The sequence below is a fragment of the Streptomyces sp. NBC_01304 genome (assembly GCF_035975855.1).
Lineage (GTDB): Bacteria > Actinomycetota > Actinomycetes > Streptomycetales > Streptomycetaceae > Streptomyces.
Map to the genome: position 1 here is coordinate 10013526 of NZ_CP109055.1, position 23653 is coordinate 10037178.

Genomic DNA, 23653 nt, shown 5'->3' on the forward strand with positions numbered 1-23653 from the left:
CTGATGTCAGGCGGGGGTGATCGTCTTATGGACTGGGTCGGAGTCCGTGAAGTTCGGCGGGGTGCCGAAGGAGGAGACCGTGAACGTGTACTCGGTGCCCGACGTGCAACCGGTGACAGCGGCCTGGACCGTGGCCGAGTCTTTCTTCGTCACCTTTTCGACCTTCGGCCCGGCCGGGGTGACAGTGATCTTGTATCCGCTGTCGCCCTTCTTCGGGTCCGCGCCACTCGTGATGTTCCAGACGGCGGTAAACGCGGTGGCGGAGGTCTTGTTCAGCTCCAGGCGGGCGATGTCGAGCTTGCGGGGAGCTCCCGCATAGTTTTCGATGCCGTGCAGCCGGGCCAGGACGTTGTCCATGTCCGTCTGCGTGGCGGCGGCCTTTGCGAGGCCGGTCAGCCACGTCAGGTAGGCGTTGAGAGTGGAATCCCAGTCCTTATCGCCCTTCGCTGGCAGCTTGGGCTCGTTCGGCAGCTCTTCAGCCATCGGTGCCTCCGTACGGGGTGTCGCCGTATCCGCCCGCGCCGTACGTGTCGTTGGCGTGCGTGGTCACGTCGAGGGTGGCGGGGTCGGATGTTTTCGTTTTGGTGCCGTCGCCGTCTGCCTTCACGCTCACCGTGTAGACGGTCCCGGCCTGGGCGCCGGTCAGGGTGGCGAACGGCCTGTCGGGGGTGGTGAAGTCGAGCTTTCCGACGGTGATGCCCTTGGCTTCGCCGCCGCCCTTCAACGTGACCGTGACTTCGTAGCCGTGATCACCATGCTTGGCATCAACGCCCTTGACGGCGTCGAACTCGACGGCGAACGACGTCTTCGTGTGCTTGCCGTGTTCCGTCAAGTGGGCTGGTTTCGGCAGCCGCTTGATGCCGTCGGGGGCGGTGCGGGCGGTGGTGGTGGCGGGCTTGGAGCACTGGCCGTAGCGGCAGGCGCTCACGGTGATGGTGTATTCGGTGTCGGGGTCGAGGTGGGTGAGGGCGCGGTGAGGGTCCGCGGTGATGATGTCGGGCACTGGTTGGCCCCTCCTGCGGGTGGGTGGGGGTGGGCCCCGGCCGCTCGGGTCGGCTGGGCGGCCGGGGCCCTGGGGCGGCCAGGAGGAACTAGCCACAAACACACAGTAATCGGGTGATCATTAACGGTGGTGGTATCAGTACAGGCCCAGCCGTACCGGACCCACCACACCCGGAACCTGCGACGTCGACACCCCTACCGCAGAACCCATCGCACGCCCCGACCGCGGCGCCTTCAACAAGTCCCACGCCATATGTACCGACGCGTCAATACGTCCCGGACTGTCCGGAGATCCGGGCATGAACCCGCACCACTCATCGACGAGTTCAGGCATGTACGCCCCGAGCCGGATCCGGTCCTCGGCCAGTGCCTGAGCGATGGGCTCTGCCCGCAACACCTTCGACTTCCGCGACACCACACCGTGCAGATACGGCTCCGGCCGGTCGTACGGGTTATCGCCATCAGCCAGGCTCCAACTGCTCCTGAGCGCCGCCCATGAGGTTTTGATGACCGCCCGCACCTGATCGCCGCCATAGTTCTTCTCATAGACCACCCGGTCCGCGTCAATTTCCGCGACCAGCTCACAGACCAAGCGAGCCCACTTCTCCGTGGGCATCACCGCAGTCAAGTCATGCGTCCACCACAGCCGTCCGTCCGTTGCCATGTGGCCGCCGACGATGCCGCAGGTGTCCCGGCCGCCGCCGGACGGGTCGATCGCCACGGCCGCCCGTACTACCCCGGGTGATCCTCCGGGATGGGTCTGGCGTTCCATCAACTCATCCGTGACCAGGGCTCCTTCACGGGGTTTCGGGTTGCCCATGTAGAGGGCTCCCCAGTCCCGCGGCGTGGATTCTGAACGTCGGTCGGCCCAGTAGGCGCGCAGCTGATCCGTGTCGTCGGGGAGCTTGGGGTGCGGCAGCGGAACCCCGGGGGCACGCCCGAGAGGATCGGCGCCGCCGGTCAGTGCGTGGTCGGCGAACGCGGGCAGGTGGATGACTTTCCACCGCCCGCCGTCTTCGGTACGGCCCTGGCGTTTCAGGACACGTCCGGCCAAGTCGTCAGGATGCCAGCGTGTCTGGATCAGACAGACCGGCGCCCCGGGGGAGAGGCGGGACAGTGCCGTGGAAGACCACCAGTCCCAGACTGCGTCGCGCAGACGCAAAGAGTCAGCTTCCGCCCGGTCCTTGTGGGGATCGTCGCAGATCAGCAGATCGGCACCGTGTCCGGTGAGCCCTCCGCCGACACCTGTGGCACGCAGGCCGCCTCCCGTCGTGGTCCACCAGTCGGCTTTGGTCGTTGAGCCTTCTGCCATGGTCAGGTTCCAGCGTGCCCCGTGCTCCCGCACGATGCGGCGGGCGGCTACCGAGTGCGTCAGCGCAAGATCTTTGCCGTAGGCGGCGATGACGACGCGGTGTCGGGGATGGTTTGCCATCCACCACACGGGCAGATGGATGGCCGCAAGCTCGCTTTTTCCTGCGCGTGGCGGGGTGGTGATCAGCAGCCGGTCATAGTCCGAGCCCAGCCGGGCCAGTGCTTCTCCGATGTGCAGGGTGTGGGCCCGCAGCTGGAACGCCCGGTCAATGCTTTTCGCAAGAAATGCTGGGTTGTCCCAGGCCAGTGCCCGCTGAGTGAACTCGACATCATCAGCCAGGTTCAAGACGCCGCCTTGCCCTCCAGGGCGCGCAGTTCATCGGTATCGACATCGAGCAGCGCGGCCGGATCCTTTCCGCCCACCGCGGACCCGATCCGCGCCATGGCCTCAGCGACCATGCGGGCTCGCTCGGCGGGGTCGGCCGGCACTGCTGCGATCTGGATGGGTTCACCGTTCGAGCCGGACAGGGCAACATGCTGGGGGGCGTCCAGGCCGAAGAGCTTTACACGCCGGTCGATGACCTTCAACGCCACCTCCACAGCCTTGACCTCGCCCTTCAATGCCGTTCCCCACACGGCCTCCTGGAGCTGGTCCAGGCGCATGGCTTCCACCGAACGGAGTTCTTCGGCGGCCTGCTCTACCTGCTTCCGGTTGGCTTCCAGGGCGCGCTTGATATCCATGTGTGCGGCGGCCGGGGAGGCGTAGCCGAGGGTGTCGGCGATGGTCTGGAACTGTTTGCCTGCTAGGCGCATGTCGACGGCAAGGGCGCGCCGTTTGGCGGTTTTGGCTTGCTGGGCTTTGGAGGCTGCCATTTCAGCGGGTCCTATTGATCAGCGGGTGCGGTGTTGTTGGGGCGCATGCCGCGTCGTCGCATGGGGGTGTCGGCTTCGGTGAGGAGTTTGTGGATGAAGCCGTAGGAGCGGCGGTGTTGGTGGGCGAGGTCGCGTACGGAGGAGCCGGTTTGGTAGGCGGTTTTGAGGTTGGTGGCGAGGGTGGCTCGATCTGCACCCCGCATGTGACGTTGTGTATTGGTCATGGAACTGATCGTAACTGGGCTGGTGTGACGGTGGGTTGACCGCACGTATCGGACAAATTGATCACGCGTTAGGTCGGTCATGAACCGAAAGATTCTCGCCACCGCCGCCCTCACCGCCGCCTCTCTCGCCGCCGCGATCGCCCCCGCGTCCGCCACCGGCTACGTCGACCACGACGACCTGATCAACACCGGCTCCAACAGCTCCGGCGACTACGTGGACGTCGACCTCGACCCCAACGCCGTCCACGTCCACGACCTCCTGGCCCCGGGCGCCGTGTCCATCAACGACATCGACGTCCTCACGAACGGCCTCTGATGCCCTCCAAGCTGACCGCTCTCGCGCTGACCAGCGCCGCCGCCACGGCCGCAGCGCTCGGGTTCATCGCCGCCCCCGCCCAGGCCGCCGCCCTGCCAGACATCCCCGTCGCCGGTGATGCGCTCGGCCCGATCGCTGACACCGTCGAAGGCGTTACCGGCCTCAACACGACGGGCCTGCCCGGCGGCAACACGTCGCTGCTCGACGCGGGCCTGCTCTAGCCCACGCTCCCAAGGAGGCACGGCATGCGCCGCGTACTGACCGCACTCACCGTCATCGCCATGAGCACCATCGGACTCACCGCCACGGCGACAACCGCCCAGGCGGACGGCTATCCGTTCGGCTGCTCCACCGTCACCGCCACCCCCGACAGCAGCAGCCTGGTAAGCCTGAACTGCAGCAGCGGCCCCATCACCTCAGGCCACATCGCGAACGCCGACGTCATCGAAGAAGGCCAGGATCACACTCCGATGCATGCGTGGGTGTGCAACGACGTCGACGCCCGCACGGTGGTAGGTGCTATCGCGATCGAGGGTCACGGCTGCGTCCAGCAGAGCTGACCGGCCACAGTTCACCGTGGAGGGCCCTCCTGACTTGCTGACGGGAGGGCCCTCCACGTCGTTGTGGCAGGCGTGGCGCTATGGATGGGGGCCGCTGGTCCTCGCCGCCTACATCACGGCCGTCACGCTGGCCGGGCCGCCGCTCATCTGCTGGCTGTGGTGGCGGGCGTGGCGACGTAACAAGCATGTCCGCGCCACCACCCCGAAGGAAAGGACACGCTCATGAACAAGCACCTGCGCAACACCGCCGCCGCCTTCATCGCCACCCTCACTCTCGTCTGCGCACAGGCGGCAGGCGCCGCCCCGGCGCTCGCCGAGACCCCCGCATGCGGCCAGGCCACGGCGGACTACGTCGGCAAGTCGTACGGATCTGCCGTCAACAGCCCCGCGTACAGCTTCGAGGCGGACGGCAAGGCGTACCGGATGGGTGGCGGGGAGTGGGGCAACGAACAGACCGAGGGAACGTATGAGGCGAAGCCGGAAGGCCTCTCCGCCACCTTCAACGGCCACACCGTCACGTTCATTGCCCGTATCTGCGATGACCAGACAGCCACCCCGAAGGCGATTCTCGACACCGTCAACAATGCGGTCGTCATCTACCAGCGCCTATAACCGCGGGCGTAGAGGGGCGCGGCCCGAAGGATTGGGCCACGCCCCTCTACGAGCCGCGGCTAGATGTTGCGGTAGTACAGGTCCACGGTCCCGTTGGACCCGCTCCCGTCAACGATCTTCACGCGCTCCGGCTCGTCCGTCGTCCACGGAATCTTGTCGACGACTCCCGACTCGGTGACCAGCTTGATGCTGTGCATCCGCAGCAAAGGCTCAGGCGGATACAGGTCATCCGACGTGAACTTCCACGCCTCAACGGCCTGCATGACCTCATCGGCCGCAAACGGCCACACCACCGACACGGACGTGTCGTCCGGGTAGCCCTCGAATGCCACCTTGTACGTGTACCGGTCGCTGATCGGATCCTTATCGGTCAGCGTGACCGTGCCCGTCAGGACCGTGCCGGGCAGGATGTTATTGACCTGCCTGCCCTGCTTGATCTCAATGTTGTCGAACCGGTTACTGATCGCCGTGGTGTGGAGCATCCACCCGTTGCTGCTGTAGCCGTAGCCCAACACAGGCTGGACAACACCCCAGCCGGCACCTGTCTGCAGACCGGGCCACAGGTACAGCATGGCGTCGTCCTTCTTACCCGTAGGGGCGGGCGGGACGGTGAACGTGGTGGAGTACGAGGTGATGATGTCGTGGCTGTAGTAGGCGGCTGCGGTGCGGAACTTCGGCTCGCCCATACCGAGTCGGGACGATAGGGCGGACATGGTGGAGAGGGGCCGGTGGGGGGTTACGTCATCGCTCATGATCACTCCAATTGCGGGGGACAGTCGTTACCCGCGGATGATCTCTGCGATGTCTCGTCGGTCGTGGGTGAAGTGGGCTGGTTCACCCGTAGGGGCGGGGACCGATCCTCGGGCCACGCCCCCGCGTACGCGCCGTGATCACCAGGCGCGGCTACGGTCCGCCTTCACCATGCGCACGTCGCTGCCCGCGCCCTTCCCCTTCAGGAAGATCGCTTCTTCCTTCACCGTCTGTCCCGGCTCGACATTCGACACGAGTACGTAGGTGTCATCCACCCGGGTGCCGTCCTTGTCGACCAGCTCGAGCTGGACCGAGTAGGTCGACGGCTCGGACGAGTGATTCGTGATCGTTACCGGCACCTTGAACATGCCGTGCTCGCTCACACCCTTCGCCTGGTCGACCTTCACATCGTCGCGGGGATCGTTTGTCTTGTTGCCCGACGACGTGCGGCCCTGCTTCTCCGCATGGCCCTGAGCCTCGGGCTGGGCGGCCTCGTCGGACGTCTTCTTGTCGACGCTGGCTGCACTCGGCTTCGACGACGCCTCACTCTTGTCCGTGCTCCCGGTGTTGCCGAGTGCGGCACTGGCGATGACCAGGCCGGCGAATCCGGCGGCGCAGCCGATGAGGATCTTCTTGCCGCGGCCCATCTTCTTCTTCGGGGGCTGGGGCGCTCCCCACGGCTGCTGGGGTGCGGTCGGGGTTCCCCACTGGGCGCCGGAGGAGTCGGGGTGGTTCTGCGGCTGCTGGGGCGTCTGTGAGGCGTTCATGGGTGTCGACTTTACGGGCGTATTACATGCGTCCGGGGTTGGCGTCGGTCCCGTCCTGCGGGGCCGAAAGGCCTCTCCTTGGCTACGTGTGGTTGGGGGCGCTGACGGCGTCGAGCGGGACGTTCGGGCAGTCTTCGGCGTAGTCGGTGAGGGTGTCGGCTTCGGCCTGGTCGACGGCCAGACCCCAGCGGAGCTTGGTGGCCGTCCATTCGGTGATGTACCGGCAGGCGGCAGGCTCGTACGGGGGCATCCACTGGGCCGGGTCCTTGTCGGACTTGGCCCTGTTGGAGTGCGCGGTGACCATGACGAGACTGGTGTCCACGCCTAGATCGTTCGCGTAAGCCTCACGCCGCTCCGGAGTCCACGTGTCGGCCCCAGAGTTGAACGCCTCCTTCAAGGGGACGAGGTGGTCGAGGTCGAGCTGGTGCGCGGGATCGCCGTGGACGGTGGTGTCGTCGTAGTAGCTGTACCAAGTACCCGACAGGATCTTGCAGTCTTTGCCCACGACGATCGGGCCCGTTGCCTCGGCCTTGAGGGCTTCCTGCCTCGTGTCGCAGCCGTCATGATCCGAATCCGTCCAGTGATGGAACAGAGTCCGCTTGTAGCCCTCTTCGACTTCGGGAGCGACGGTCAGCAGGTGCACGGCCTGGCGCAGCTGTACCGGGGGCGGCGGGGCGGCCTGGGCGGTGGTGGGGGCGAAGGCCGCGGCGAGGAGGCCGGCAGTGGCGGTGAGGTGGAGTGCGGTGCGCATGCCGCTTGTTGTAGTCGCGGTGGTGGAGTCGATGGGGCAGGCGCGCCGCTGATCAACCCTGGCGGCCGGTCTCCTTGGTGGTGCAGGTGTCGCAGCGCACGGTGATGTTCTGGCCGCACAGGGTCTGGGTGGTGTGACAGTCGCAGGAGTCCGCGGGTGCGGTGGCGGCCGGGTGGGCGGTCTTGCGTAGCAGTGCGGTGAGTTGGGCGGTGGCGGCGGCCATGCGGCGGAAGTCGTGGTCCATGGCTTTGGTGTTGGCGGTGAGTTTCCCGATCCACCAGGCGAGGACGGTGATGGCGATTGCGATGGCCCAGTCGCCGACGGAACCCCAGTTCACTGCTGCTCCAGGCGGGAGACTAGAAGCTCGACACGTGAATGCCGGCCTGGAGGGCGCATGGGGGTTCCGGCGAGCTTGAGGAGGCGGCGTACGGGCTGGGTAGATACGTGGAGCTGCTCGGCGAGTTCCACGAGGGTGGCTCCTCGTTCGTACCGGTAGCGCAGTTCGGCAGCCAGTGCCTGCTCGTTGAGGGTCTGGCGTCTGACGGCCCAGTCGGTCATGTGCGCCTCTGGTGAGAGGGGATAGTGCTTCCGCAGGAATTGCACGTGAACCCGACAGGAGGCGTGTCCTGGCACGTCGAGCAGCGTGGCCCGTCGAGCAGTTCCCTTACGGGGATCTTGAACACGGCTGCTGCTGCATACACCAAATCAACGGGCACGTTGCGAACCCGGGAGCCTTCCATGTTCGCGAGGGCTGACCGCAGTGTCGAATAGCCGTGTTGCTTCATTCCATCGGCCAGGGCTTGGACGCTCATGTTTCTGGTCTTGCGGTTCTGCCGGATTCGGTCGATGACAGCGGCAGACCGACAGCTTGGTTGGGCCATCAGGCGGCTTCGCCGATGCGGGTCAGCCATTCGTTGAGGGTGTCGCGCAGCCGTACCGCGTCGGGTGCGGTGACGGCAATGTGCACGTAGTGGCCTTCGAGCGCGTACGCGGTGAACGCCAACCGGCGCAGCTTGTCGACGGGGGCATGCTCGCTCGGCAGGATGTGGGCGGTCTTGTTGTTCGCGTACGTGTCGCACTGGGCCAGGCGCTCCAACAGGGCGCGGTCCATGGTGGTTTCGATGCCGGCTGGTTCGGTCACGGCTGCTTGTCTCCGGTGGTGGTGTGGCGTGGTTGGCGGCGTAGGCCGCTGTGGCGTTCGATGCGGGTCAGGCGGCGGTCGTGCCAGACCAGTACGCCGCAGACCATGAGGATGCCGATGGCGCGGAGGAGTTCGGTGGTCACGGATGTGTTCAACGAACGCTGTCGGACAGGGTGTTGGCGCGGTGCGGACATGGTGGTTGCACCTTGCTGAGATGAACCAGCGAACCAGCACAGGCGCGGGCCCTTACTGCCGGTGGAGTGGCAAATGGCTGTTGCTCTACTGCGTATAGCAAACGTTTATGCCGCTGGGGTTAGGTGGACAACAGCCGGCCCCCGCCACTACGGATGGCGGGGGCCGGTGCGGTTGTGCGGTAGATGCTGAGCAGCGGTGGTCTCAGTACCGCTGTTCACCGTCCACCAAGGTCACGGTTCAGTGTGTTTCGCGTCCGATGCCGTGGATGTGTCCGAGGGCGAGCGCGGTCACCTGCGGGCCGAGCGTCGCGTAATCGACGCCCGCAGCTGAATCGCCCTTCAACTTGCCGCCGGGCGGTTGTACGGCCCACCGTGGCTCTAAAGAGCCGGAGGTGTGCAGGACGGTGGTGATGGTGCCTGTGAAGTCGACGGCGAACAACTGGCGGAAACCGGCGTCTGCGTTGTCGAGGGCGAACATGTCGCCGTCTTCGAACTCGGCGACTACGACGGCGCCCACCCGGTAGTCGGGTGCGCCTGCATAGGTGTCGAATGGCTGCAGTTGAGTGTGCGGAAGGTCTGGGGCGATGACGTGTTCCGTGTACCAGTCGAGCTCTTCAAGGCTCGTCAGGTGCAGGGATTCGGGGTGTGGGCGGCTGGTGAGGATGCCGCCCGCGGTGAAGCCCGGGGCGGGCTGCCAGTCGAGGACGTATGTCGTCAGCATCGTCCCAGTGGAGTGACGGTGGTGTTGCGTATCGAGGGAGATCAGGCAGCGCAGTAGATGATCCGTGTCGCTGCCGGCCTCGATAGCCATGTGTGGCGCCATGGCGGGAGACCTCCTTATGTGTGAAGGGGTTGGCAACGCTTAAACTGCGCTGGTTTGTCCTAGGTGTATGCGTTAAGAGTCGGGTTCACTCGCACGGTACGTGGTGGCTGAAACGCGGTTGCCCGGAACGGGTGCGTCCGGCTGAATCAGTGTGGGGGTTGCAGGCGGTCAGCAACTCTTACTTGTCGGTTTGCCGGTCGGCAGGGGACTCCCGGTAGGGCGCTTGTGGGCCCTGGTTGCCGGTGATGTGGGCCCACCATCCGGCGCACACCAGGTAGCCGACAGGAACGCCGTCGAGCGTGGCGGTGGGTTGGTAGGCACCGTTGATGATGTTCATGCCGTGATGGCAGTAGAAGACCCGCTCGCCGGTGCGCAGGCCGGATAGTTCGTAGTCGTGTTCTTGCTCGGGGGAGCCTTCTCGGAAGGCGCAGTCGGAGCAGGGTGAGCGCATGACGGCTGGGGGGCGGGGGAGGGGGACGGCGAGGTTTTCCCAGCCCCGGATGTCGTCGGTTACGCCGGTGTGGGCGCAGTGGTGGCAGTCGGCTTCTTGGGGGCAGCCTTGGCAGACGGGGCACACGTAGCGGGTCAGGTAGACGTCGCTCACGACGGCTGCTGCTCCAGCTTGGTGAGACGTTGCAGCCGCTCGTATTTGGTGTCGGTGTCGTGTCCGTCCCATACGACGTCCGGGGTGTGGGGCACGTGGTCGAAGAACTCGGCGAAGTCGGCCGCGGCGATATGCCACGACATTTGGCCTGCCGGGGTGTGGATGTACACGACGGCCCAGGCAGGTTCTGCGGGGTCGTTGTAGGCGTAGCCGGATGGGTAGCGGGCGGCGAGGTTCGCGACGAGGACGGCTCGTTCCCGGTAGATGCTGGCGGTTACGACGTCGAGGGGGATGGTCACGGCTGCTCCGGGCGTTGGTCGAGGTGGGGGATGAGTTGGGCTGCTGTGCGTAGGGCGTTGGCGATGTTTTCGAGGACGCGGGCGGTTTCCTCGACGACGTCGGTCAGGGTGTCGGTGTCGTCGTAGTGGACGGTGGCGATGGGCGCCGTGTCTGAGTCCTGGTAGCCGATGAGCACGGTGATGGGGATGGTTCGGGGGTTCATGCGGCGGCTTTCTTGCGGGCGGCGGATGCGGTGGCGGTTTTGCGGTTGACGGCTTTGCGGCAGTCGGGCCGGTAGCGGGCGGAGACGGCCATGCCGGGCGGCAGGTAGTCGCGGCAGCCGCATGCGCACAGGCGGCCGGGCGGGGGGTCGTCGGGGCGGTCGCACATGTTCTGGACCGCGTACGGCCAGGACGGCAGGCGGGGCAGGGCGTTGATGCGGTCGAGCCATGTCTGGGCCCAGGCGACGGATTCGGCGTGGCGGGCGAGGAGTCCCCACCGGTCGGCGGCGGTCATGTGAGGGCGTCCTGTGGCTCGAAGCGGGCTAGAGCGGATCGGGCGGTGATCCCTTCGCGGATCATGCGGGTCCGCTGGTGGGCACTGAAGCCACCCCACACGCCGTGCTGTATCGGCATCGACAACGCTTCGTCGAGGCAGGCTTCACGTACCGGGCAGCGTTGGCAGACCTGCTTCGCCGCGTGCATCGTCTCGACGTCGGAGGTGAAGAACAGTTCCACGTCGTGGCCCTCGCAGGCCGGGCCGCTCACCGGGCTTCCCTCGGGCGGGTTCCGCGTCGGCGGCCGTTGCAGAGCAGGCAGCGGGTGTCGCCGGGTTGGGGTTCGGGTTCGACGGGTCCTGCGGGGTGGGTGAGGCATCCCGTGGCGGTGGGCCGGTAGAGGCCCTGTGCGGCCCGCAGGGCGGCTTTCAGGGCGCCGATGAGCTCGTCGCATGCGGCGGGGTGCGGGGAGGCGTACAGGAGGCGTCCCAGGCGTTGGGTGGTGTCGAGATGCGTGCGGAGGGTTTCGTAGTCGGGGCGCGGGGCGGTCATCGGTGTCCTAGTGGGTGTCGTGGCGGCGAAGTTCGGCGGCCAGCTCGGCGAGTTCCGTCCATTCCTGGCCGGGTCGGAGCGCGAAGAGATGCCCGGTCTTGGTGCCGTCCGGGGCGGTGAACGTGACCGTGCACGCGGTGGTGTTGTCCAGGACGCGGGAGTGCAGCCACCAACGCCGTACAGCCTTCTCGAGCCGGGTGTTCATGCGGACTCCTCTGGGAACTTCTCGGCGTCGTCGTCGAGTCGGTCGCGCACATAGCCCTCGTAGCCACTCCCACATGTAGGGCACTGGGCCACGGCTTTGATGAGGTCAGCGGCGGCGAGTTCGTCGAGGGCCGCGGTTATGTCGTCCTCGCTGCTCGACGTGTAGGAACTCAGTGGTCCCGGTGTCCAGCGCACGTTGGGCGGAAGCTCCAGAAGCAGCAGCATCATGCCGAAGGCCGGGAGCGATACACGGGAGTCCTTCTCTTGCATGCGGCGGAGGACGTCGAGTCGCGTGGTCATGGAGTCTCCGGGTTGAAGAGTGCCGGCTGTATGGCGTTGCTGGTGGTCTTGGTGCTGCGTATTCGGCTGGGCATTGGAACCGGTGGGGGGACGGCGTAGGGGCGTGCGTCGGGTGGCCAGGGTTTGTCGGGGTGGACGGTCTCCAGGTGCGCTCCCAGACCGGTCACGCCGTTCTGCGTGGTGGCGCCGCAGCGGTGGGGGCAGCGGTACAGCCAGGTCTCGCCGGGCTTCAGGTGGGCCGGGTAGTGGCTCATGAGGCTTCCTTGCGGGATTGAGCGACCACGAACGGGAGCTTGACGCGTTTGGCGGGCGTCCACGCGCTCACGTGCGCACGCGCATCCTGTGGTTGCTGTTCCGGCATCAGGTCGTCTCGTTCCCCACCAATCAGCTCAGCCACGGGTACGTGTAGGCCGGGGGCGGGGTCCGGAGGAGCCCCCGGACTTGTGGCGCAAGGAGCCGTAGGCGACGCAGCCCCGAAGGGGCCCGTAGTAGCGACCGTAGGGAGCGGAGCGGGCGCACTGCCGGTGGAGGACTCCTGGAGCAGGGAGTAAGGGAGTACCTGCGGGGGGTGGGAGTAGGAGTTCATCGGCGGCATTGCCGATTTAACCGGCGGCATTGCCGATCTAATCGGCGGCAGTGCCGATTCGTAATCGGCGGCGTTGCCGGTTTGAATCGGCGGCGTTGCCGGTTTAATCGGCGGCAGTGCCGATTCAGATCGGCGGCGTTGCCGATTAGCTTCGAGATCGTCACGCCGGGTTGCGATGCGCTTGCGCTCGGCTTCACGCTGAGCGAGCAGGGCCGGGGACGGTTCTATACAGACCTGCTCGCCGGTCTCGGCGTGCATCTCATGGACGTGGTCCACGCGTAGCGCCCAGTCGCCGTACGCGGCGCCAGCCCCCTTGCGCGGGGCGCGGAGCTCCACCAGCCATCCGCGCTCGGTGAGCTCGTCAATGTCACGCGCTACCGTCCGCGCACTCGCCTTGGCCCTGGGCAGGTTGCCGTAGGCCGTCTCGACGTGCCGTCCGCCCTTTCCGTCCGCCCAGGACTTCACCGCCAGGGCGACGGCGGTCAGGGTCGGTCCCCGGCCGAGAGCAGGACAGACGCCGGTTTCGTCCCGCCAGTCCTTGAGGACCTGAGCGGAACGATCCTTCGGGCTGGGGGGCTTGTCGTTCATGGCCGGAACGCTACACATACCTAACCCTGTTGAGCAAATCTCAACATTCTATGCGGTAGCCTCAACGTAAAGCAGATGTGCAGAACCATGGAGAGGTAAGTACGATGAGCGGCATGGCAGTGATCGCGGAGAAGTTGACCGAGGACGAAATCAAGTTCAGCCGGTCGGTGAAGGTGGCCGCCAAGCTGGTCGGCATCACCTACGAGGAGCTTGGCTTTGCCATGCGTCCCACCAAGCCCGTCTACAAGGGCGAGGTGAGCAAGCGCATCGAGGGTGCGACCAAGTGGTCGCTGCGCGAGATGTACTACCTGCGCCGACTGTTCGGCGCCACCGCAGATCAGATGACTCAGGGTGTCGGATGGACCGACCACATGGACATCGAAGCGGTGCGTGAGCGGCTGTTGGTACTCCACCGGGAGTACGTGTGATCACTGCGCCCGGCTGACGCCCCGCACCAGCCGCTCGGTCTAGCGTGGCGGCATGGATGAGCAGCGCACACACAGCGGCGACGGTCCGCTCCGCGGCCGGGGCGGGCCCGCGCCGTGGCGGCACGGGCCGGCGGCCCTTCGGCGGTGGGAGGAGTGGGTCGAGCGGCGCGGTCTGCCGTGGGCCTCGACGCTGGCCGTGACCGTGTTCGTGCAGGTGGGGTCGGGTTTCGCGGAGCACGCTCAGCTCGAGTACCGGGCCAAGCTCGATGTGTTCGCGCGCCTGCTGCTGCTCGTCGCCTCGCTGCTGCTCCTGCTGCGCCATCGCCATCCGGTGCCCGTCGTGTACGGAGTGGCCGCGGCGACCATGGTCTATCTCGGGGCGGGCTATCCGTACGGGCCGGTGTTCTTCTGTGTCGCGCTCGGTGTGTTCGCCGCGATCGTGGCGGGTCGGCGGTGGGCGGCCTGGGGCGCCATCGGCATGCTGTGGCTCGGCCACCTGCTGATCGCGCACTGGCTGTACCGCTGGCTGCCGCCCGGCACGGACCACGGTGCCTCCTGGGGCGGTGAACTGGTCGTCGCCGCCTGGGTGGTGGCCATCGCCGCCGTCGCCGAGCTCGCCCGCAACCGTCGCGAGCAGTGGGCCAAGGAGCGCGTCGAGCGCGAGCAGGCCGCCAAGCGCCGCGCCGACGAGGAACGCCTGCGCATCGCCCGTGAGCTGCACGACGTACTGGCCCACTCGATCTCCGTCATCAATGTCCAGGCGGGCGTCGGCCTCGCCCTGCTCGACTCCGACCCGGAGCAGGCCCGCACCGCGCTCACCACCATCAAGTCGGCGAGCAAGGAGGCCCTCGGCGAGGTCCGCCAGGTCCTCGACACCCTGCGCGCCCCGGGCGAGGCCCCGCGCGCCCCGGCCCCGGGCCTTGACCGGCTGCCGGAACTCGTCCAGCAGGCCGCGAGCGCCGGACTCACCGTGGATCTCGCGACGGAAGGGAAGCGGGTCGAGCTTCCGCCGAGCACGGATCTGGCCGCGTTCCGGATCGTGCAGGAGGCACTGACCAACGTCGTACGTCACTCGGGATCGCGCCACGCGCGCGTGGTGGTCCGTTACGACGGCCGCAGGAACCTGGAGCTGAGCGTCGACGACGACGGGCCCGCGAGCCGGGGCGACGCAGGTGGCAGCGGCAACGGCCTTGCCGGAATGCGGGAGCGCGCGGCCGCGCTGGGTGGCACGATCGAGGCGGGCTCCCGCGCGGACGGCGGTTTCCGGGTGCGGGCCGTACTCCCGCAGCGCCATGAAGCGAAAGAGGGCTCCCCGTGATCCGCGTACTGCTCGCCGACGACCAGTCCTTGGTCCGGGCCGGCTTCAAGGCACTGCTCGATGCCCAGCCGGACATCGAGGTGGCGGCGGAGGCGGCCGACGGCGAGGAAGCGGTCCGCATGGTGCGCCAACTACGCCCGGACGTCGTCCTGATGGACATCCGCATGCCGCTCCTCGACGGCCTCGCCGCCACCCGGCAGATCACCGCGGACGCGGACCTCGCGGACGTCAAGGTGGTCATGCTCACCACCTTCGAGATGGACGAGTACGTCTTCGAAGCGCTCCGCAACGGCGCCTCGGGCTTCCTGGTCAAGGACACCGAACCGGAGGAACTGCTGCGTGCGGTACGGGCGGTGGTCGAGGGCGACGCCCTGCTCTCGCCCGGCGTGACCCGCAGGCTGATCGGCGAGTTCGCCGCCCGCTCCAAGGAGCCCGCGGCCGCCGATTCGCTCGGCGAACTCACCGAACGCGAGCGGGAGGTGATGGCCTTGGTGGGCATCGGCCTGTCGAACGAGGAGATCGCCCGCCGCCTTGTCGTCTCGCCGCTCACCGCCAAGACCCATGTGAGCCGCACCATGATCAAGCTGGGCGCCCGGGACCGTGCCCAACTGGTCGTCCTCGCCTATGAGTCGGGGCTGGTGCGGCCGGGCTGGCTGGGCTGAGGCGGGGTCCAGCCGTTCGGATGCGGCCGGAGTCGTACGCGTACGACCGGAGGCCCCTAAGCGTCGGGCCGGTGGTGGTACGCCGGGCGGTCGTGCGGCCCGCCGGGCTCGTACACCCCTGAGCGGACCGCGTCCCGCCAGCGCCACAGCACGCGGACGAGACGTACGACGAAGACCACCGGCGCGAGCGTCGTCGCGACGAGGAGCAGGGCGTGGCGCGGGCCGCCCGACAGATCGAAGACCAGCGCGGGTGCCACGACGAGGCCGAAGACGGCCGCGGCGGCCAACAGCGCCGACACCAGCGCGAAGATGATCTCGACGGTCGCGGCGTCACGCGCGGCCTGTGAGCGGTTCCCCATGCGGGAAGTGAAACAGCGCGGCGCGCGGCGGGCAAGGAAAGTCGGCGGCGCCCGGCGGGAGGAAGACCCGCCGGGCGCCGCGTGGTCGGGCTCAGTCGCGGGCAGCGGCCACGCGCTCGGCGGCCGGCTCCTCCCGTGCCGCGTCCTGGCCCTGGTCCTGGATCTGACCCTGGTCCTGTACCGACTTGGCGACCACGAGCGACGGCTGCGTACGACGTCCGCGCAGCCCGGTCAGCGTGAGCAGCAGCCCCGCCAACGCGACCGCGGTGACCACGACGAGCCCCGGCCGGAAGCTGTCGAGCACGTCCTGCGGCGACTGCGAGCCCTCGTTCCCGGACGCCGTGACCACTGCGGTGACGACGGCCAGGAAGATCGCGCCGCCCACCTGGACCGAGGTGTTCAGCAGGCCCGAGACCATGCCCTGCTCGTGGTCCTCGACCCCGTTGGTGGCCTGGATGTTGAGCGAGGGGAAGACCAGCGCGCAGGCGGCGCCGATCAGCAGCATGGAGGGCAGGATCACGGCGACGTACTGCGGGGTGAGGCTGATCCGCAGGAACAGCGCATAGCCGACGACCATCGCCGCGAAGCCCGCCACGATCACGCGCGGGGTGCCGAACCGGTCGACCAGGCCGCCGATCTTCGTCGACGAGAGCGCGACCAGGGCGCCCGCGGGCAGGAAGGCCAGCGCGGTCTGCAGTGCGGACCAGCCGAGCAGCGACTGCATGTACTGGGTCACCATGAACTGGAACGAGACGTACGAGCCGAAGAAGGTCATCGCGCCGAGATTGGCCCTGATCTGCGAGCCCGAGCGCAGCACCCCGAGCCGGATCAGCGGGCTCGCGGAGCGCCGCTCGATCGTGACGAACGCGGCGAGGAGCAGTGCGGCGGCCAGGAACGAGAGCAGGGTGCGGGCGGAGGCCCAGCCGGCCTCGGGGGCCTGTACGACGGTGAAGACGAGGAGCAGCATCGCCGCGGTGCCGGTGATGGCGCCCGGGATGTCGTAGCCGCCGGCGGACTTGTCGCGCTCGCTGTGCGGGATCAGCTTCAGGCCGATGACCAGGGCGATCAGCGCGATCGGGGCGGGCAGCAGCATGGTCATGCGCCAGCTGACCTCGGTGAGCAGGCCGGACAGGACCAGGCCCATGGAGAACCCAGTCGCGGCGCAGGTGGTGTAGATGGCGAGGGCGCGGTTGCGTACCGGGCCCTCGGCGAACGTCGTGGTGATGATCGACAGGCCGGCGGGCGCGGTGAACGCGGCGCTCAGGCCCTTGATGAAGCGACTGGCGATGAGCAGCGGGCCGGAGTCCACGAACCCGCCGAGCAGCGAGGCCAGCGCGAAGACGGCGAGGGCGATGAGGAAGACCCGGCGTCGGCCGAGCAGGTCGGCCGCGCGGCCGCCGAGGAGCAGCAGGCCGCCGTAGCCCAGGATGTAGCCGCTGACGATCCACTGCAGGGTCGAGGTGGACAGGTTGAGGTCGCTGCCGATGGAGGGCAGCGCGACGCCGACCATGGAGACGTCGAGTGCGTCCAGGAACATCGCGGCGCAGAGCACGAGCAGCGTGCCCCACAGACGGGGAGTCCAACGCTCCGTGACAGCAGGGGTGTTGAGCGGAGAGGTCATGCGGAGCACACTACATGCACGTGCATCCAATGCAAGGGAAATTAATTCCGATGCAACAAAGGGCGGATTCTCTGCTAACGTGCGCTCATGGCGGCGAAGAAGGTCGAACGGCTGCTCGTGGACCAGTGGCGGGACATCCTCGCGGTGCACGCCAGGACGATGTGTGAGCTCGATCGCGAGCTGCACCAACACGGCCTGGGTGCCAGCGACTTCGAGGTCCTGGACTTTCTGGCGCAGGGCGAGAACCCCTCGTACCGGGTGCAGGAGATCGCTGCCCGGGTGCATCTGAGCCAGAGCGCCCTGTCGCGGCTGATCGCGCGCCTGGAGAAGGAGGGCCTGGTCTACCGCGGCATGTGCAGCGAGGACCGGCGCGGCGTGAAGGTGGCGCTCACCGACCGGGGGCGCGAGCTGTATACGGAAGTACGGCCGCTGCAGCGGGCGGTGCTCGCGCGGATGCTGGCGGAACCGCCCGCCTGACCTCGGGCCGCGATGCGTGTCAGACGGTCGACGGCGTGCGTCAGATGCCCGACTTCTCCCGCCACAGCCGGGCCAGTTCGGCGTCGCCGCTGACGTGCGGCAGGGGCGCCCGGTTCCACAGCGCCAGGTAGAGCCGCGCCGCGGGCCCGCTCAGCTCGCAGTCCGCATCTCCGCCTTGCCCGTCGGCGCCGCGCGTGGTGACGGGCGGCTCCTCACTCAGGCGTACGGTCCACACCGCATCCGCATCCGCATCCGTGTCCGTTGCCCGCACCCGCAGCGTCCGCGGCTTCTCGGTACGCACCCGGCTGCGCGAGCGCGCGTGAAAGCCGCGCAGCAACTCGTCGATGCCGTCCGCCGCCAGGGCCGCATCGACGGTCGCCCGGTCGGTGCCGCGCTGCGCCGACTCGGCGTCCACCCGGTGCACCGTCGTCTCGTGCGCCTGGCGCCGCGCCCAGAACGCCCGCGGCGACGGCGCCGGCAGGAACGCCCAGCACTCCAGGTCGTCCGGCGCCGCCTCGAGCGCGTCGACCAGCGCGGAGTGCGCCGCGCGGTACCAGGCGAACAGCTCGGCCCCGTCCAGGTCAGGCCCGTCCTCCAGAGGCCGGGGCGACTTGTGCCCCTCGGCCACGAAAGCGGTGGCCCAGAGGTGCACCGCGCCCGTGTGCCGCACCAGGTCGTGGACCTGCCAGTCGGGGCAGGTGGGTACGGGGGCGTCGGGGCCGGCCGCCTCGGCGAAGTCGGCGAGCGACTGGCCCGCTTGGCGGAGGTGGGTGAGGTGAGCGGCAATCTCCATGGTCGGAGTGTGCCGCATGAAGTGGGCCTGAGGGCAGGGGGTTTGTGGAGCGCGGGACGGTGGCCGCGGGCCGGATCGCGTACCCGGAAGTCCTGTGTCAGGCGGGGCGCTGCCCGCCCGGCGAGTGTGCCGTCGCCGGACGCGGTGCACAGGCCGATCAGGCCGAAGACCGCGGTGATCCACTTCGTGCGTCCGTCGAGACGGGACGGCCGTCGGGATCCGTGTGTCCATCGAGTCGCCTGCGGCCGTCGACTCCGGCCCGCCGAACTCGGCAACGGTGTTCCGCACGGGACACCGTCTGGTGGAGGGCGCCTTCGACCGACACGGGGTCAACTGGCGATGCCCCGCTGCGCACTGCTGATCGCACTCATGCGTGTGCGGTTCGGTCGCGCCCGAAGTCGCTGCCCACCGTGGGCGTCGGCGTTGTCACGGGGGTGCCGACCGGTGAGCGCCCGCGGTGCGTCTGATGCCGCGGGCAGGACGGGATCGTCACCGTGGCGAAGGGGCATGTGCGGCGGTGGTCTGCGGGGGTGGTGTCAGCTCGATCAGGAAGTCCTGGTCGCCGGCACCGGAGCAGCGGCCCTGGACGGCCTCCGCTCCGTCCTTGGTGTCTTGGCGGCGCAGGCTCAGACATTGGTTGGTGATGATCGGGCGAATGCGGAAGTGGGCTGCGGCAGAGGGGCCGAAACGTTCGACGCGGAACTGTTGGGCGCGGTTGTCGTCGGCACAGTCGTCACGGGGCTCGAGCAAGTCGCGGCCCGGCCCGTTCTGCAGGACGGTGAGGCAGCCGATGCCGTACTTCGGCTGGTGCCACTGGATCTGCACGATGTCCCTGCCCAGCGGTTCGAGGAACACCTGCGGCAGGGCGTCCTTCGTGCAGAGGCGTTGGGCGACGACGGCGGACTCGTACCGGCCGGTGCGGTCCCTGCCTTCGGTGAGGCACAGCTCGGGTGTGCGAGCGGGGTGGATTCGTGCCCAGCTGCCCACGGCCGGCATGCGCAGCCCGGCCACCGGCATCGCGGGCAGGGCGGCCGGTGTCGACGAGTCGTGGAGCAGGCCGCTCACGCCGAAGGTGCCCGCGATCCCGATGCCCGCGGCGCCGAGCAAGCCTGCCGCCCGGCGCCACCGCGAGGGGCGTATGGGGGCAGGCGCACGGGAGGGTGCAACGGCAGGATCGGCGTAGCCATCGGCACCGGTGGATGTGGACGGGGACGTGGACGTGGGCGCGGCGGTGGCGATGCGGCGGCGCGCCTCGACCCACTGGCGTACCTCTTCGTCGCCGAGGCCGCACGCGCGGGTGAAGGCGTCGACGAACTGCTCGCGGGGCAGGGTGACGCGGCCGAGCGTGGTGGCGATCGTGCTGGCCGGGAGTGTGTCGGCTTGCGCGTTGGCCTTGCCCTCGAGCTGGCGGTAGGTCAGTCCGGACCAGAGCCGGAGCGTGCGCAGCGCTGCCGTGAACTCAGCTGGAGTGCGGACCAGTGCGGGCGGTGGTGATACCTCCGGCGGCTCGGCAATGCCGTCTCCCTTCTGACCCATTACTTCAGCATGACCTCACAGGCTGTGGCTGGTCACGGCCCAAACCGGCCGTGTTCGCATGTGTTTGGAACACAGGTGAGCGCTGTTCCGAAGAGACGCGAACGCTGCATCGCCTTGTTGGCCCGGTGGCCGTGCGGACAGTCTCGGCATCGGCAGGCTTCGGCAGGCATCGGCAGGCTTCGGTTGCTGCTCGGGGGGCGCACCGGTGGCACGTCCGGACGCGCCAGTTGCGGGCGTTCGCTGCCACTTCACGCCGAAGACCGGCCCGAGGAAGGGCGAGCCCGACCTCGATGCATTCATCCACACACCGATCTTGAAGGAGCATCATGCGTACCCGTACATGGTTCGCCGGCCTTGCGGTGGGAGCCGCACTCTTCGCCGGTGGTCCGGTCGCCGCTGCACAGGCGGCTCCCGCGCCGTCCCAGACCGGCACGACATCGACCGTCTCAGGAGAGGGTGCTGCAGCCAGTGCGTCGGTGCCCCGCACGTACACCGACGTCGGCACCTACCGCACCAAGGCCGCGTGTGAGGCGGACGGGAGGGCTTCCGTCTACTCCGACTGGTACTGCAAGAGGAGCAGCACGACCAGTAACTATCACCTCTGGGTGAACCTGGACTCGTAGGTCCCCTGACGGCCCGGCCGACTGAACGGGGGAGCGTCTTCGCTTTGCTGTGGGGCTGACACCTGCCGGCCCCACAGCAAAGCAAGAACCTGGACCCAGGCCGGGCATTGCAGCTCATGCCCGCAGCGCCGGGCGAACTCCCGGGCTGCCCGGGCGAGTTGAGCCACTAGCATTGCCGGGCATGGACGCAGACCGCTCCCGACGGGTGCTCGACGCGTGGCAGACCTTTCTGGCCGGCAAGCCCCGGGCCTCGGACCCGCTCGGCCTCTTCCGGGACGTGGCCGCATCGGTACCGGCGTACCGCGACTTCCTGCACCGACGCGGCATCGACCCGGCCACCGTGCGAACCCTCGACGACTTCCGTCGGCTGCCGCTGCTCACCAAGGAGAACTACCACCGCCGCCATCCGCTGCCGCAGCTGTGCCGCGACGGCCGTCTCGACGGGTGCGACATGGTCGCGGTGTCCTCCGGATCCACCGGGGAACCCACCTTCTGGCCCCGCTTCGTCACCGACGAACTGGCCGTGGCGGCCCGCTTCGAGCAGGTCTTCCGGGACGGCTTCCGCGCGGGCGGGCGCACGACGCTGGCCGTGGTGTGCTTCCCGCTCGGCACCTGGGTGGGCGGGCTCTACACCACCGCCTGCGTACGGCATCTCGCGGCCAAGGGCTATCCGGTCACGGTCGTCGCGCCGGGCAACAACAAGGCCGAAATCCTGCGCGTCGTACCGGAGTTGGGCCGCCACGTCGAGCAGGTCGTGCTGCTCGGCTATCCGCCCTTCATCAAGGACGTCATCGACTCCGGACTCGCCGCCGGCATCGACTGGTCACGCTACGCGCCGAAACTGGTGCTGGCCGGTGAGGTGTTCAGCGAGGAGTGGCGTGACCTGGTCGCCGAACGCGCCGGAATGCGGGACATCTGCCGTGACGCGGCATCGCTGTACGGCACGGCGGACGCGGGCGTGTTGGGCAACGAGACCCCGCTGTCGGTTTCCCTGCGCCGCTTCCTCGCCGGGAAACCGGAGGCGGCCCGCGAGCTGTTCGGCGAGTCGAGGCTGCCCACGCTGGTCCAGTACGACCCGGCAAGCCGGTACTTCGAATCCGTCGACGGCACCCTGCTGTTCTCCGGCGACAACGGGATCCCGCTGATCCGCTACCACATCGCCGATGAGGGCGGCGTCCTCGGACACGACGAGCTGCTGGACTTCTGTGTCCGGCACGGCTTCGATCCGGCGGGTGCCTCGGGCTGCGTTCCCGGCGATCCCGACGCTCCCCAGGCGGATGTTCCCGACGCGCCGCCCATGCCCTTCGTGTACGTCTTCGGGCGCTCGCAGTTCACCGTCTCCTACTTCGGCGCCAACGTGTACCCCGAGAACATCTCGGTGGGGCTCGAACGGGCCGCGGTGAGCGGCTGGGTGAGCGGGAGGTTCGTCCTGGAGACGGTCGAGGACGCCGACCGTGACGCGCGGCTGCGGGTGACCGTGGAACAGGCGCCCGGGCAGGTGCCGGACCCGGCGGCCATCGCCCGGTCGATCATGACGGAACTGCTTCGCCTCAACAGCGAGTACGCCCACTACGTGCCCACGGAGCGGCAGTTGCCCGAGGTGGTGGTCCGGCCGGCCGGCGATCCCGAGTACTTTCCGGTCGGGGTCAAGCACCGGTACGTACGACGGCACTGAAGCAGCGCGGGCGCAGACGGCAGGATTGCCTGCCGGTAGCGCGGGCGCGGGCCGGGCAATGGCTGGACCCTGACCTGGAGTTCAGGCAGGTCATCCCGCCCGGCTGTCGTCGGCCGCTGCGAGGAGTGGGGCGCTTGGTGCGATAGTGTCTTGCTCAATTATCGCGCATACGTTCCGTTTCCCGGGGGGGGATCATGAAGTTTGCTGTGCGTTCGAAGGCGGCGACTGCCGCTGCCGTGCTGGCCGCGACCTTGTTGGCCGGCGGCGCTGTCGGCTGTTCATCCGCGAAGGATGACAAGTCCGGCAAGTCCACCGGGCAGGACAAGTCCGAGCAGTCGCCGAAGATGGAGCCGGCCGCTGCCGTGAAGCAGGCCGTGGTCAAGGCGGAGAAGTTCACCTCCTTCTCCTACCGCCTCAAGGGCGAGGCACCGGGCAAGGACGGCGGCAAGGTCAGCGGCGAGGCCTCGATGAACCTGAAGCCCCTGACCGTGTCGATGAAGATGACCGGCGGTGGCGAAACCTTCCAGATCCGGATCATCGGCGACGCCATGTACATGGGTACCGGCAAGCCCGACCCGGACCTGGACGGCAAGAGCTGGATGAAGTTCCCGATGGACGGGATGGACAAGGGCGGCAGCCCGGCCGAGGGCAGCCCCGCGGACAAGAACCCGGCGTCCGAGGCCGGGCTGATGGAAGGCGCCGAGGACGTCAAGCTGGTCGGCGAGGAGAAGGTCGACGGCGTACAGACGACGCACTACGCGGGCACCGTCACCCTCGACGAGATGCGCAAGAGCCTCAAGGACAAGAGCGCCGACGTGCGCAAGAGCCGGGAGAAGAACCTCAAGGAGTACGAGGAGCTCGGCCTCGACAAGCTCACCATGGACCTGTGGATCGACGGCGACGGCCACGCCAAGCAGGTCCGCACCCGGGGCACCACGGACGAGGGTCCGCTGGACATGAAGATGACCTTCTTCGACATCAACAAGCCGGTCAAGGTCACGGCCCCGCCTGCCGCGCAGGTGGCGGATCTGTCCGAGATGTTGAAGGGCGAGGGCTGAGCGGAACAGCTCTGACAGCAGTCCCTGGGCGCGGCGCACTTGGTGCGCCGCGCCTTGCCTTGCCCTGTCCTGCCTTGCTGCGGCTGCGGCTGCGAGGCGGCTTCCTCGTCACGCCTCAGCGAAGTCTGGCCGTTCTCGTCGAATCTTGATGACCGGCGGGTTCGTCTAAA

Annotated in this window: 39 protein-coding genes; 12 read left to right on the forward strand and 27 right to left on the reverse strand. The window is 68.1% G+C overall.

Going from position 1 to position 23653, the window contains the following annotated elements; translation table 11 throughout:
- Positions 1–6: 6 nt before the first annotated feature.
- The 5 genes from OG430_RS44840 to OG430_RS44860 form a co-directional block, all read right to left on the reverse strand.
- Positions 7–483: a fibronectin type III domain-containing protein gene (locus OG430_RS44840; protein WP_327358451.1), complete on the reverse strand. Its 477-nt coding sequence runs from the start codon at positions 481–483 to the stop codon at positions 7–9.
- Positions 476–1003 (reverse strand): fibronectin type III domain-containing protein, encoded by a 528-nt coding sequence (locus OG430_RS44845; RefSeq protein ID WP_327358452.1) that lies wholly within the window; start codon positions 1001–1003, stop codon positions 476–478. The genes OG430_RS44840 and OG430_RS44845 overlap by 8 nt, the downstream gene beginning before the upstream one ends.
- Before the next feature lie 135 nt (positions 1004–1138).
- Positions 1139–2659 carry a terminase large subunit domain-containing protein gene (locus OG430_RS44850; protein ID WP_327358453.1) on the reverse strand — a complete coding sequence of 507 codons (1521 nt, stop codon included), beginning with the start codon at positions 2657–2659 and terminating at the stop codon, positions 1139–1141.
- The gene (locus OG430_RS44855; RefSeq protein ID WP_327358454.1) at positions 2656–3186 is read right to left on the reverse strand and encodes a hypothetical protein; all 531 of its coding nucleotides are present in this window, start codon (positions 3184–3186) and stop codon (positions 2656–2658) included. The genes OG430_RS44850 and OG430_RS44855 overlap by 4 nt, the downstream gene beginning before the upstream one ends.
- Before the next feature lie 11 nt (positions 3187–3197).
- A complete protein-coding gene (locus tag OG430_RS44860; protein ID WP_327358455.1) occupies positions 3198–3410 on the reverse strand; it encodes a helix-turn-helix domain-containing protein in 213 nt (70 codons plus the stop codon).
- A gap of 79 nt (positions 3411–3489) precedes the next feature.
- Here OG430_RS44860 and OG430_RS44865 point away from each other — a divergent pair, with 79 nt between their 5' ends.
- Genes OG430_RS44865 through OG430_RS44885 form a run of 5 tightly spaced genes read left to right on the forward strand, consistent with a single transcriptional unit; the run spans position 3490 to position 4898 of the window.
- On the forward strand, positions 3490–3726 hold the full coding sequence (locus tag OG430_RS44865) for a hypothetical protein (protein WP_327358456.1): 237 nt from the start codon (positions 3490–3492) through the stop codon (positions 3724–3726).
- Positions 3726–3947, forward strand: coding sequence for a hypothetical protein (locus OG430_RS44870; protein WP_327358457.1), 222 nt, complete (start codon positions 3726–3728; stop codon positions 3945–3947). Before OG430_RS44865 ends, OG430_RS44870 begins: the two co-directional genes overlap by 1 nt.
- Before the next feature lie 24 nt (positions 3948–3971).
- Positions 3972–4286, forward strand: coding sequence for a hypothetical protein (locus tag OG430_RS44875; protein WP_327358458.1), 315 nt, complete (start codon positions 3972–3974; stop codon positions 4284–4286).
- Positions 4287–4320: 34 nt separating this feature from the next.
- Positions 4321–4512, forward strand: a complete 192-nt coding sequence (locus tag OG430_RS44880; protein WP_327358459.1) for a hypothetical protein — start codon at positions 4321–4323, stop codon at positions 4510–4512.
- Positions 4509–4898, forward strand: a complete 390-nt coding sequence (locus OG430_RS44885) for a hypothetical protein (protein WP_327358460.1) — start codon at positions 4509–4511, stop codon at positions 4896–4898. The genes OG430_RS44880 and OG430_RS44885 overlap by 4 nt, the downstream gene beginning before the upstream one ends.
- A 59-nt stretch (positions 4899–4957) precedes the next feature.
- Here OG430_RS44885 and OG430_RS44890 read toward each other — a convergent pair whose 3' ends face one another.
- From OG430_RS44890 to OG430_RS44975, 18 genes are all read right to left on the reverse strand, one after another.
- Positions 4958–5650 carry a hypothetical protein gene (locus OG430_RS44890; protein ID WP_327358461.1) on the reverse strand — a complete coding sequence of 231 codons (693 nt, stop codon included), beginning with the start codon at positions 5648–5650 and terminating at the stop codon, positions 4958–4960.
- Between the two features lie 138 nt (positions 5651–5788).
- Positions 5789–6415: an FxLYD domain-containing protein gene (locus OG430_RS44895; RefSeq protein ID WP_327358462.1), complete on the reverse strand. Its 627-nt coding sequence runs from the start codon at positions 6413–6415 to the stop codon at positions 5789–5791.
- An 82-nt stretch (positions 6416–6497) separates the two neighbouring features.
- On the reverse strand, positions 6498–7166 hold the full coding sequence (locus OG430_RS44900) for an HNH endonuclease family protein (protein WP_327358463.1): 669 nt from the start codon (positions 7164–7166) through the stop codon (positions 6498–6500).
- A 52-nt stretch (positions 7167–7218) separates the two neighbouring features.
- Positions 7219–7503: a hypothetical protein gene (locus OG430_RS44905; protein ID WP_327358464.1), complete on the reverse strand. Its 285-nt coding sequence runs from the start codon at positions 7501–7503 to the stop codon at positions 7219–7221.
- Positions 7500–7724: a helix-turn-helix domain-containing protein gene (locus OG430_RS44910; RefSeq protein WP_327358465.1), complete on the reverse strand. Its 225-nt coding sequence runs from the start codon at positions 7722–7724 to the stop codon at positions 7500–7502. The genes OG430_RS44905 and OG430_RS44910 overlap by 4 nt, the downstream gene beginning before the upstream one ends.
- 322 nt (positions 7725–8046) lie before the next feature.
- Positions 8047–8307: a hypothetical protein gene (locus tag OG430_RS44915; protein WP_327358466.1), complete on the reverse strand. Its 261-nt coding sequence runs from the start codon at positions 8305–8307 to the stop codon at positions 8047–8049.
- Positions 8304–8450, reverse strand: coding sequence for a hypothetical protein (locus OG430_RS44920; RefSeq protein WP_327358467.1), 147 nt, complete (start codon positions 8448–8450; stop codon positions 8304–8306). The genes OG430_RS44915 and OG430_RS44920 overlap by 4 nt, the downstream gene beginning before the upstream one ends.
- Positions 8451–8739: 289 nt before the next feature.
- Positions 8740–9324, reverse strand: a complete 585-nt coding sequence (locus OG430_RS44925; RefSeq protein ID WP_327358468.1) for a hypothetical protein — start codon at positions 9322–9324, stop codon at positions 8740–8742.
- A gap of 178 nt (positions 9325–9502) precedes the next feature.
- Complete coding sequence (locus tag OG430_RS44930; protein WP_327358469.1) at positions 9503–9928, reverse strand: hypothetical protein; 426 nt, start codon at positions 9926–9928, stop codon at positions 9503–9505.
- Positions 9925–10227: a WDGH domain-containing protein gene (locus OG430_RS44935; RefSeq protein WP_327358470.1), complete on the reverse strand. Its 303-nt coding sequence runs from the start codon at positions 10225–10227 to the stop codon at positions 9925–9927. The genes OG430_RS44930 and OG430_RS44935 overlap by 4 nt, the downstream gene beginning before the upstream one ends.
- Positions 10224–10430: a hypothetical protein gene (locus OG430_RS44940; RefSeq protein ID WP_327358471.1), complete on the reverse strand. Its 207-nt coding sequence runs from the start codon at positions 10428–10430 to the stop codon at positions 10224–10226. Before OG430_RS44940 ends, OG430_RS44935 begins: the two co-directional genes overlap by 4 nt.
- Positions 10427–10723 carry a hypothetical protein gene (locus OG430_RS44945; protein ID WP_327358472.1) on the reverse strand — a complete coding sequence of 99 codons (297 nt, stop codon included), beginning with the start codon at positions 10721–10723 and terminating at the stop codon, positions 10427–10429. The genes OG430_RS44940 and OG430_RS44945 overlap by 4 nt, the downstream gene beginning before the upstream one ends.
- On the reverse strand, positions 10720–10974 hold the full coding sequence (locus OG430_RS44950; protein ID WP_327358473.1) for a WhiB family transcriptional regulator: 255 nt from the start codon (positions 10972–10974) through the stop codon (positions 10720–10722). Before OG430_RS44950 ends, OG430_RS44945 begins: the two co-directional genes overlap by 4 nt.
- Entirely contained in the window at positions 10971–11255 is a 285-nt protein-coding gene (locus OG430_RS44955; RefSeq protein ID WP_327358474.1) for a hypothetical protein, read from the reverse strand. The genes OG430_RS44950 and OG430_RS44955 overlap by 4 nt, the downstream gene beginning before the upstream one ends.
- 7 nt (positions 11256–11262) lie before the next feature.
- A complete protein-coding gene (locus OG430_RS44960) occupies positions 11263–11460 on the reverse strand; it encodes a hypothetical protein (RefSeq protein WP_327358475.1) in 198 nt (65 codons plus the stop codon).
- The gene (locus OG430_RS44965) at positions 11457–11759 is read right to left on the reverse strand and encodes a hypothetical protein (RefSeq protein WP_327358476.1); all 303 of its coding nucleotides are present in this window, start codon (positions 11757–11759) and stop codon (positions 11457–11459) included. Before OG430_RS44965 ends, OG430_RS44960 begins: the two co-directional genes overlap by 4 nt.
- Positions 11756–12013, reverse strand: coding sequence for a hypothetical protein (locus OG430_RS44970; RefSeq protein ID WP_327358477.1), 258 nt, complete (start codon positions 12011–12013; stop codon positions 11756–11758). Before OG430_RS44970 ends, OG430_RS44965 begins: the two co-directional genes overlap by 4 nt.
- Complete coding sequence (locus OG430_RS44975; protein ID WP_327358478.1) at positions 12010–12933, reverse strand: hypothetical protein; 924 nt, start codon at positions 12931–12933, stop codon at positions 12010–12012. Before OG430_RS44975 ends, OG430_RS44970 begins: the two co-directional genes overlap by 4 nt.
- 113 nt (positions 12934–13046) lie before the next feature.
- Here OG430_RS44975 and OG430_RS44980 point away from each other — a divergent pair, with 113 nt between their 5' ends.
- From OG430_RS44980 to OG430_RS44990, 3 genes are read left to right on the forward strand one after another with little or no spacing between them, the layout of a single operon-like run.
- Entirely contained in the window at positions 13047–13361 is a 315-nt protein-coding gene (locus OG430_RS44980) for a hypothetical protein (RefSeq protein WP_327358479.1), read from the forward strand.
- 52 nt (positions 13362–13413) lie between these two features.
- Positions 13414–14679 (forward strand): sensor histidine kinase, encoded by a 1266-nt coding sequence (locus OG430_RS44985; RefSeq protein ID WP_327358480.1) that lies wholly within the window; start codon positions 13414–13416, stop codon positions 14677–14679.
- Positions 14676–15341 carry a response regulator transcription factor gene (locus OG430_RS44990; RefSeq protein WP_327358481.1) on the forward strand — a complete coding sequence of 222 codons (666 nt, stop codon included), beginning with the start codon at positions 14676–14678 and terminating at the stop codon, positions 15339–15341. Before OG430_RS44985 ends, OG430_RS44990 begins: the two co-directional genes overlap by 4 nt.
- Before the next feature lie 56 nt (positions 15342–15397).
- Here OG430_RS44990 and OG430_RS44995 read toward each other — a convergent pair whose 3' ends face one another.
- Together OG430_RS44995 and OG430_RS45000 are read right to left on the reverse strand one after the other, a co-directional pair.
- Positions 15398–15700 carry a DUF6332 family protein gene (locus tag OG430_RS44995; protein ID WP_327358482.1) on the reverse strand — a complete coding sequence of 101 codons (303 nt, stop codon included), beginning with the start codon at positions 15698–15700 and terminating at the stop codon, positions 15398–15400.
- Between the two features lie 91 nt (positions 15701–15791).
- Positions 15792–17321 carry an MFS transporter gene (locus OG430_RS45000; protein WP_327358483.1) on the reverse strand — a complete coding sequence of 510 codons (1530 nt, stop codon included), beginning with the start codon at positions 17319–17321 and terminating at the stop codon, positions 15792–15794.
- Positions 17322–17408: 87 nt separating this feature from the next.
- Between OG430_RS45000 and OG430_RS45005 the strand changes: the two genes are divergently transcribed.
- Positions 17409–17798 (forward strand): MarR family winged helix-turn-helix transcriptional regulator, encoded by a 390-nt coding sequence (locus tag OG430_RS45005; RefSeq protein ID WP_327358484.1) that lies wholly within the window; start codon positions 17409–17411, stop codon positions 17796–17798.
- 40 nt (positions 17799–17838) lie between these two features.
- Here the strand turns inward: OG430_RS45005 and OG430_RS45010 are convergent, their stop codons facing one another.
- Complete coding sequence (locus OG430_RS45010) at positions 17839–18591, reverse strand: maleylpyruvate isomerase family mycothiol-dependent enzyme (RefSeq protein ID WP_327358485.1); 753 nt, start codon at positions 18589–18591, stop codon at positions 17839–17841.
- Between the two features lie 489 nt (positions 18592–19080).
- On the reverse strand, positions 19081–20127 hold the full coding sequence (locus OG430_RS45015) for a helix-turn-helix transcriptional regulator (protein ID WP_327358486.1): 1047 nt from the start codon (positions 20125–20127) through the stop codon (positions 19081–19083).
- Between the two features lie 326 nt (positions 20128–20453).
- Between OG430_RS45015 and OG430_RS45020 the strand changes: the two genes are divergently transcribed.
- The 3 genes from OG430_RS45020 (at position 20454) to OG430_RS45030 (ending at position 23483) form a co-directional block, all read left to right on the forward strand.
- Positions 20454–20750, forward strand: coding sequence for a hypothetical protein (locus OG430_RS45020; protein WP_327358487.1), 297 nt, complete (start codon positions 20454–20456; stop codon positions 20748–20750).
- Positions 20751–20931: 181 nt separating this feature from the next.
- Positions 20932–22425 (forward strand): phenylacetate--CoA ligase family protein, encoded by a 1494-nt coding sequence (locus OG430_RS45025; RefSeq protein WP_327358489.1) that lies wholly within the window; start codon positions 20932–20934, stop codon positions 22423–22425.
- Between the two features lie 194 nt (positions 22426–22619).
- Positions 22620–23483 (forward strand): DUF1396 domain-containing protein, encoded by an 864-nt coding sequence (locus OG430_RS45030; protein WP_327358490.1) that lies wholly within the window; start codon positions 22620–22622, stop codon positions 23481–23483.
- Positions 23484–23653: the final 170 nt, after the last annotated feature.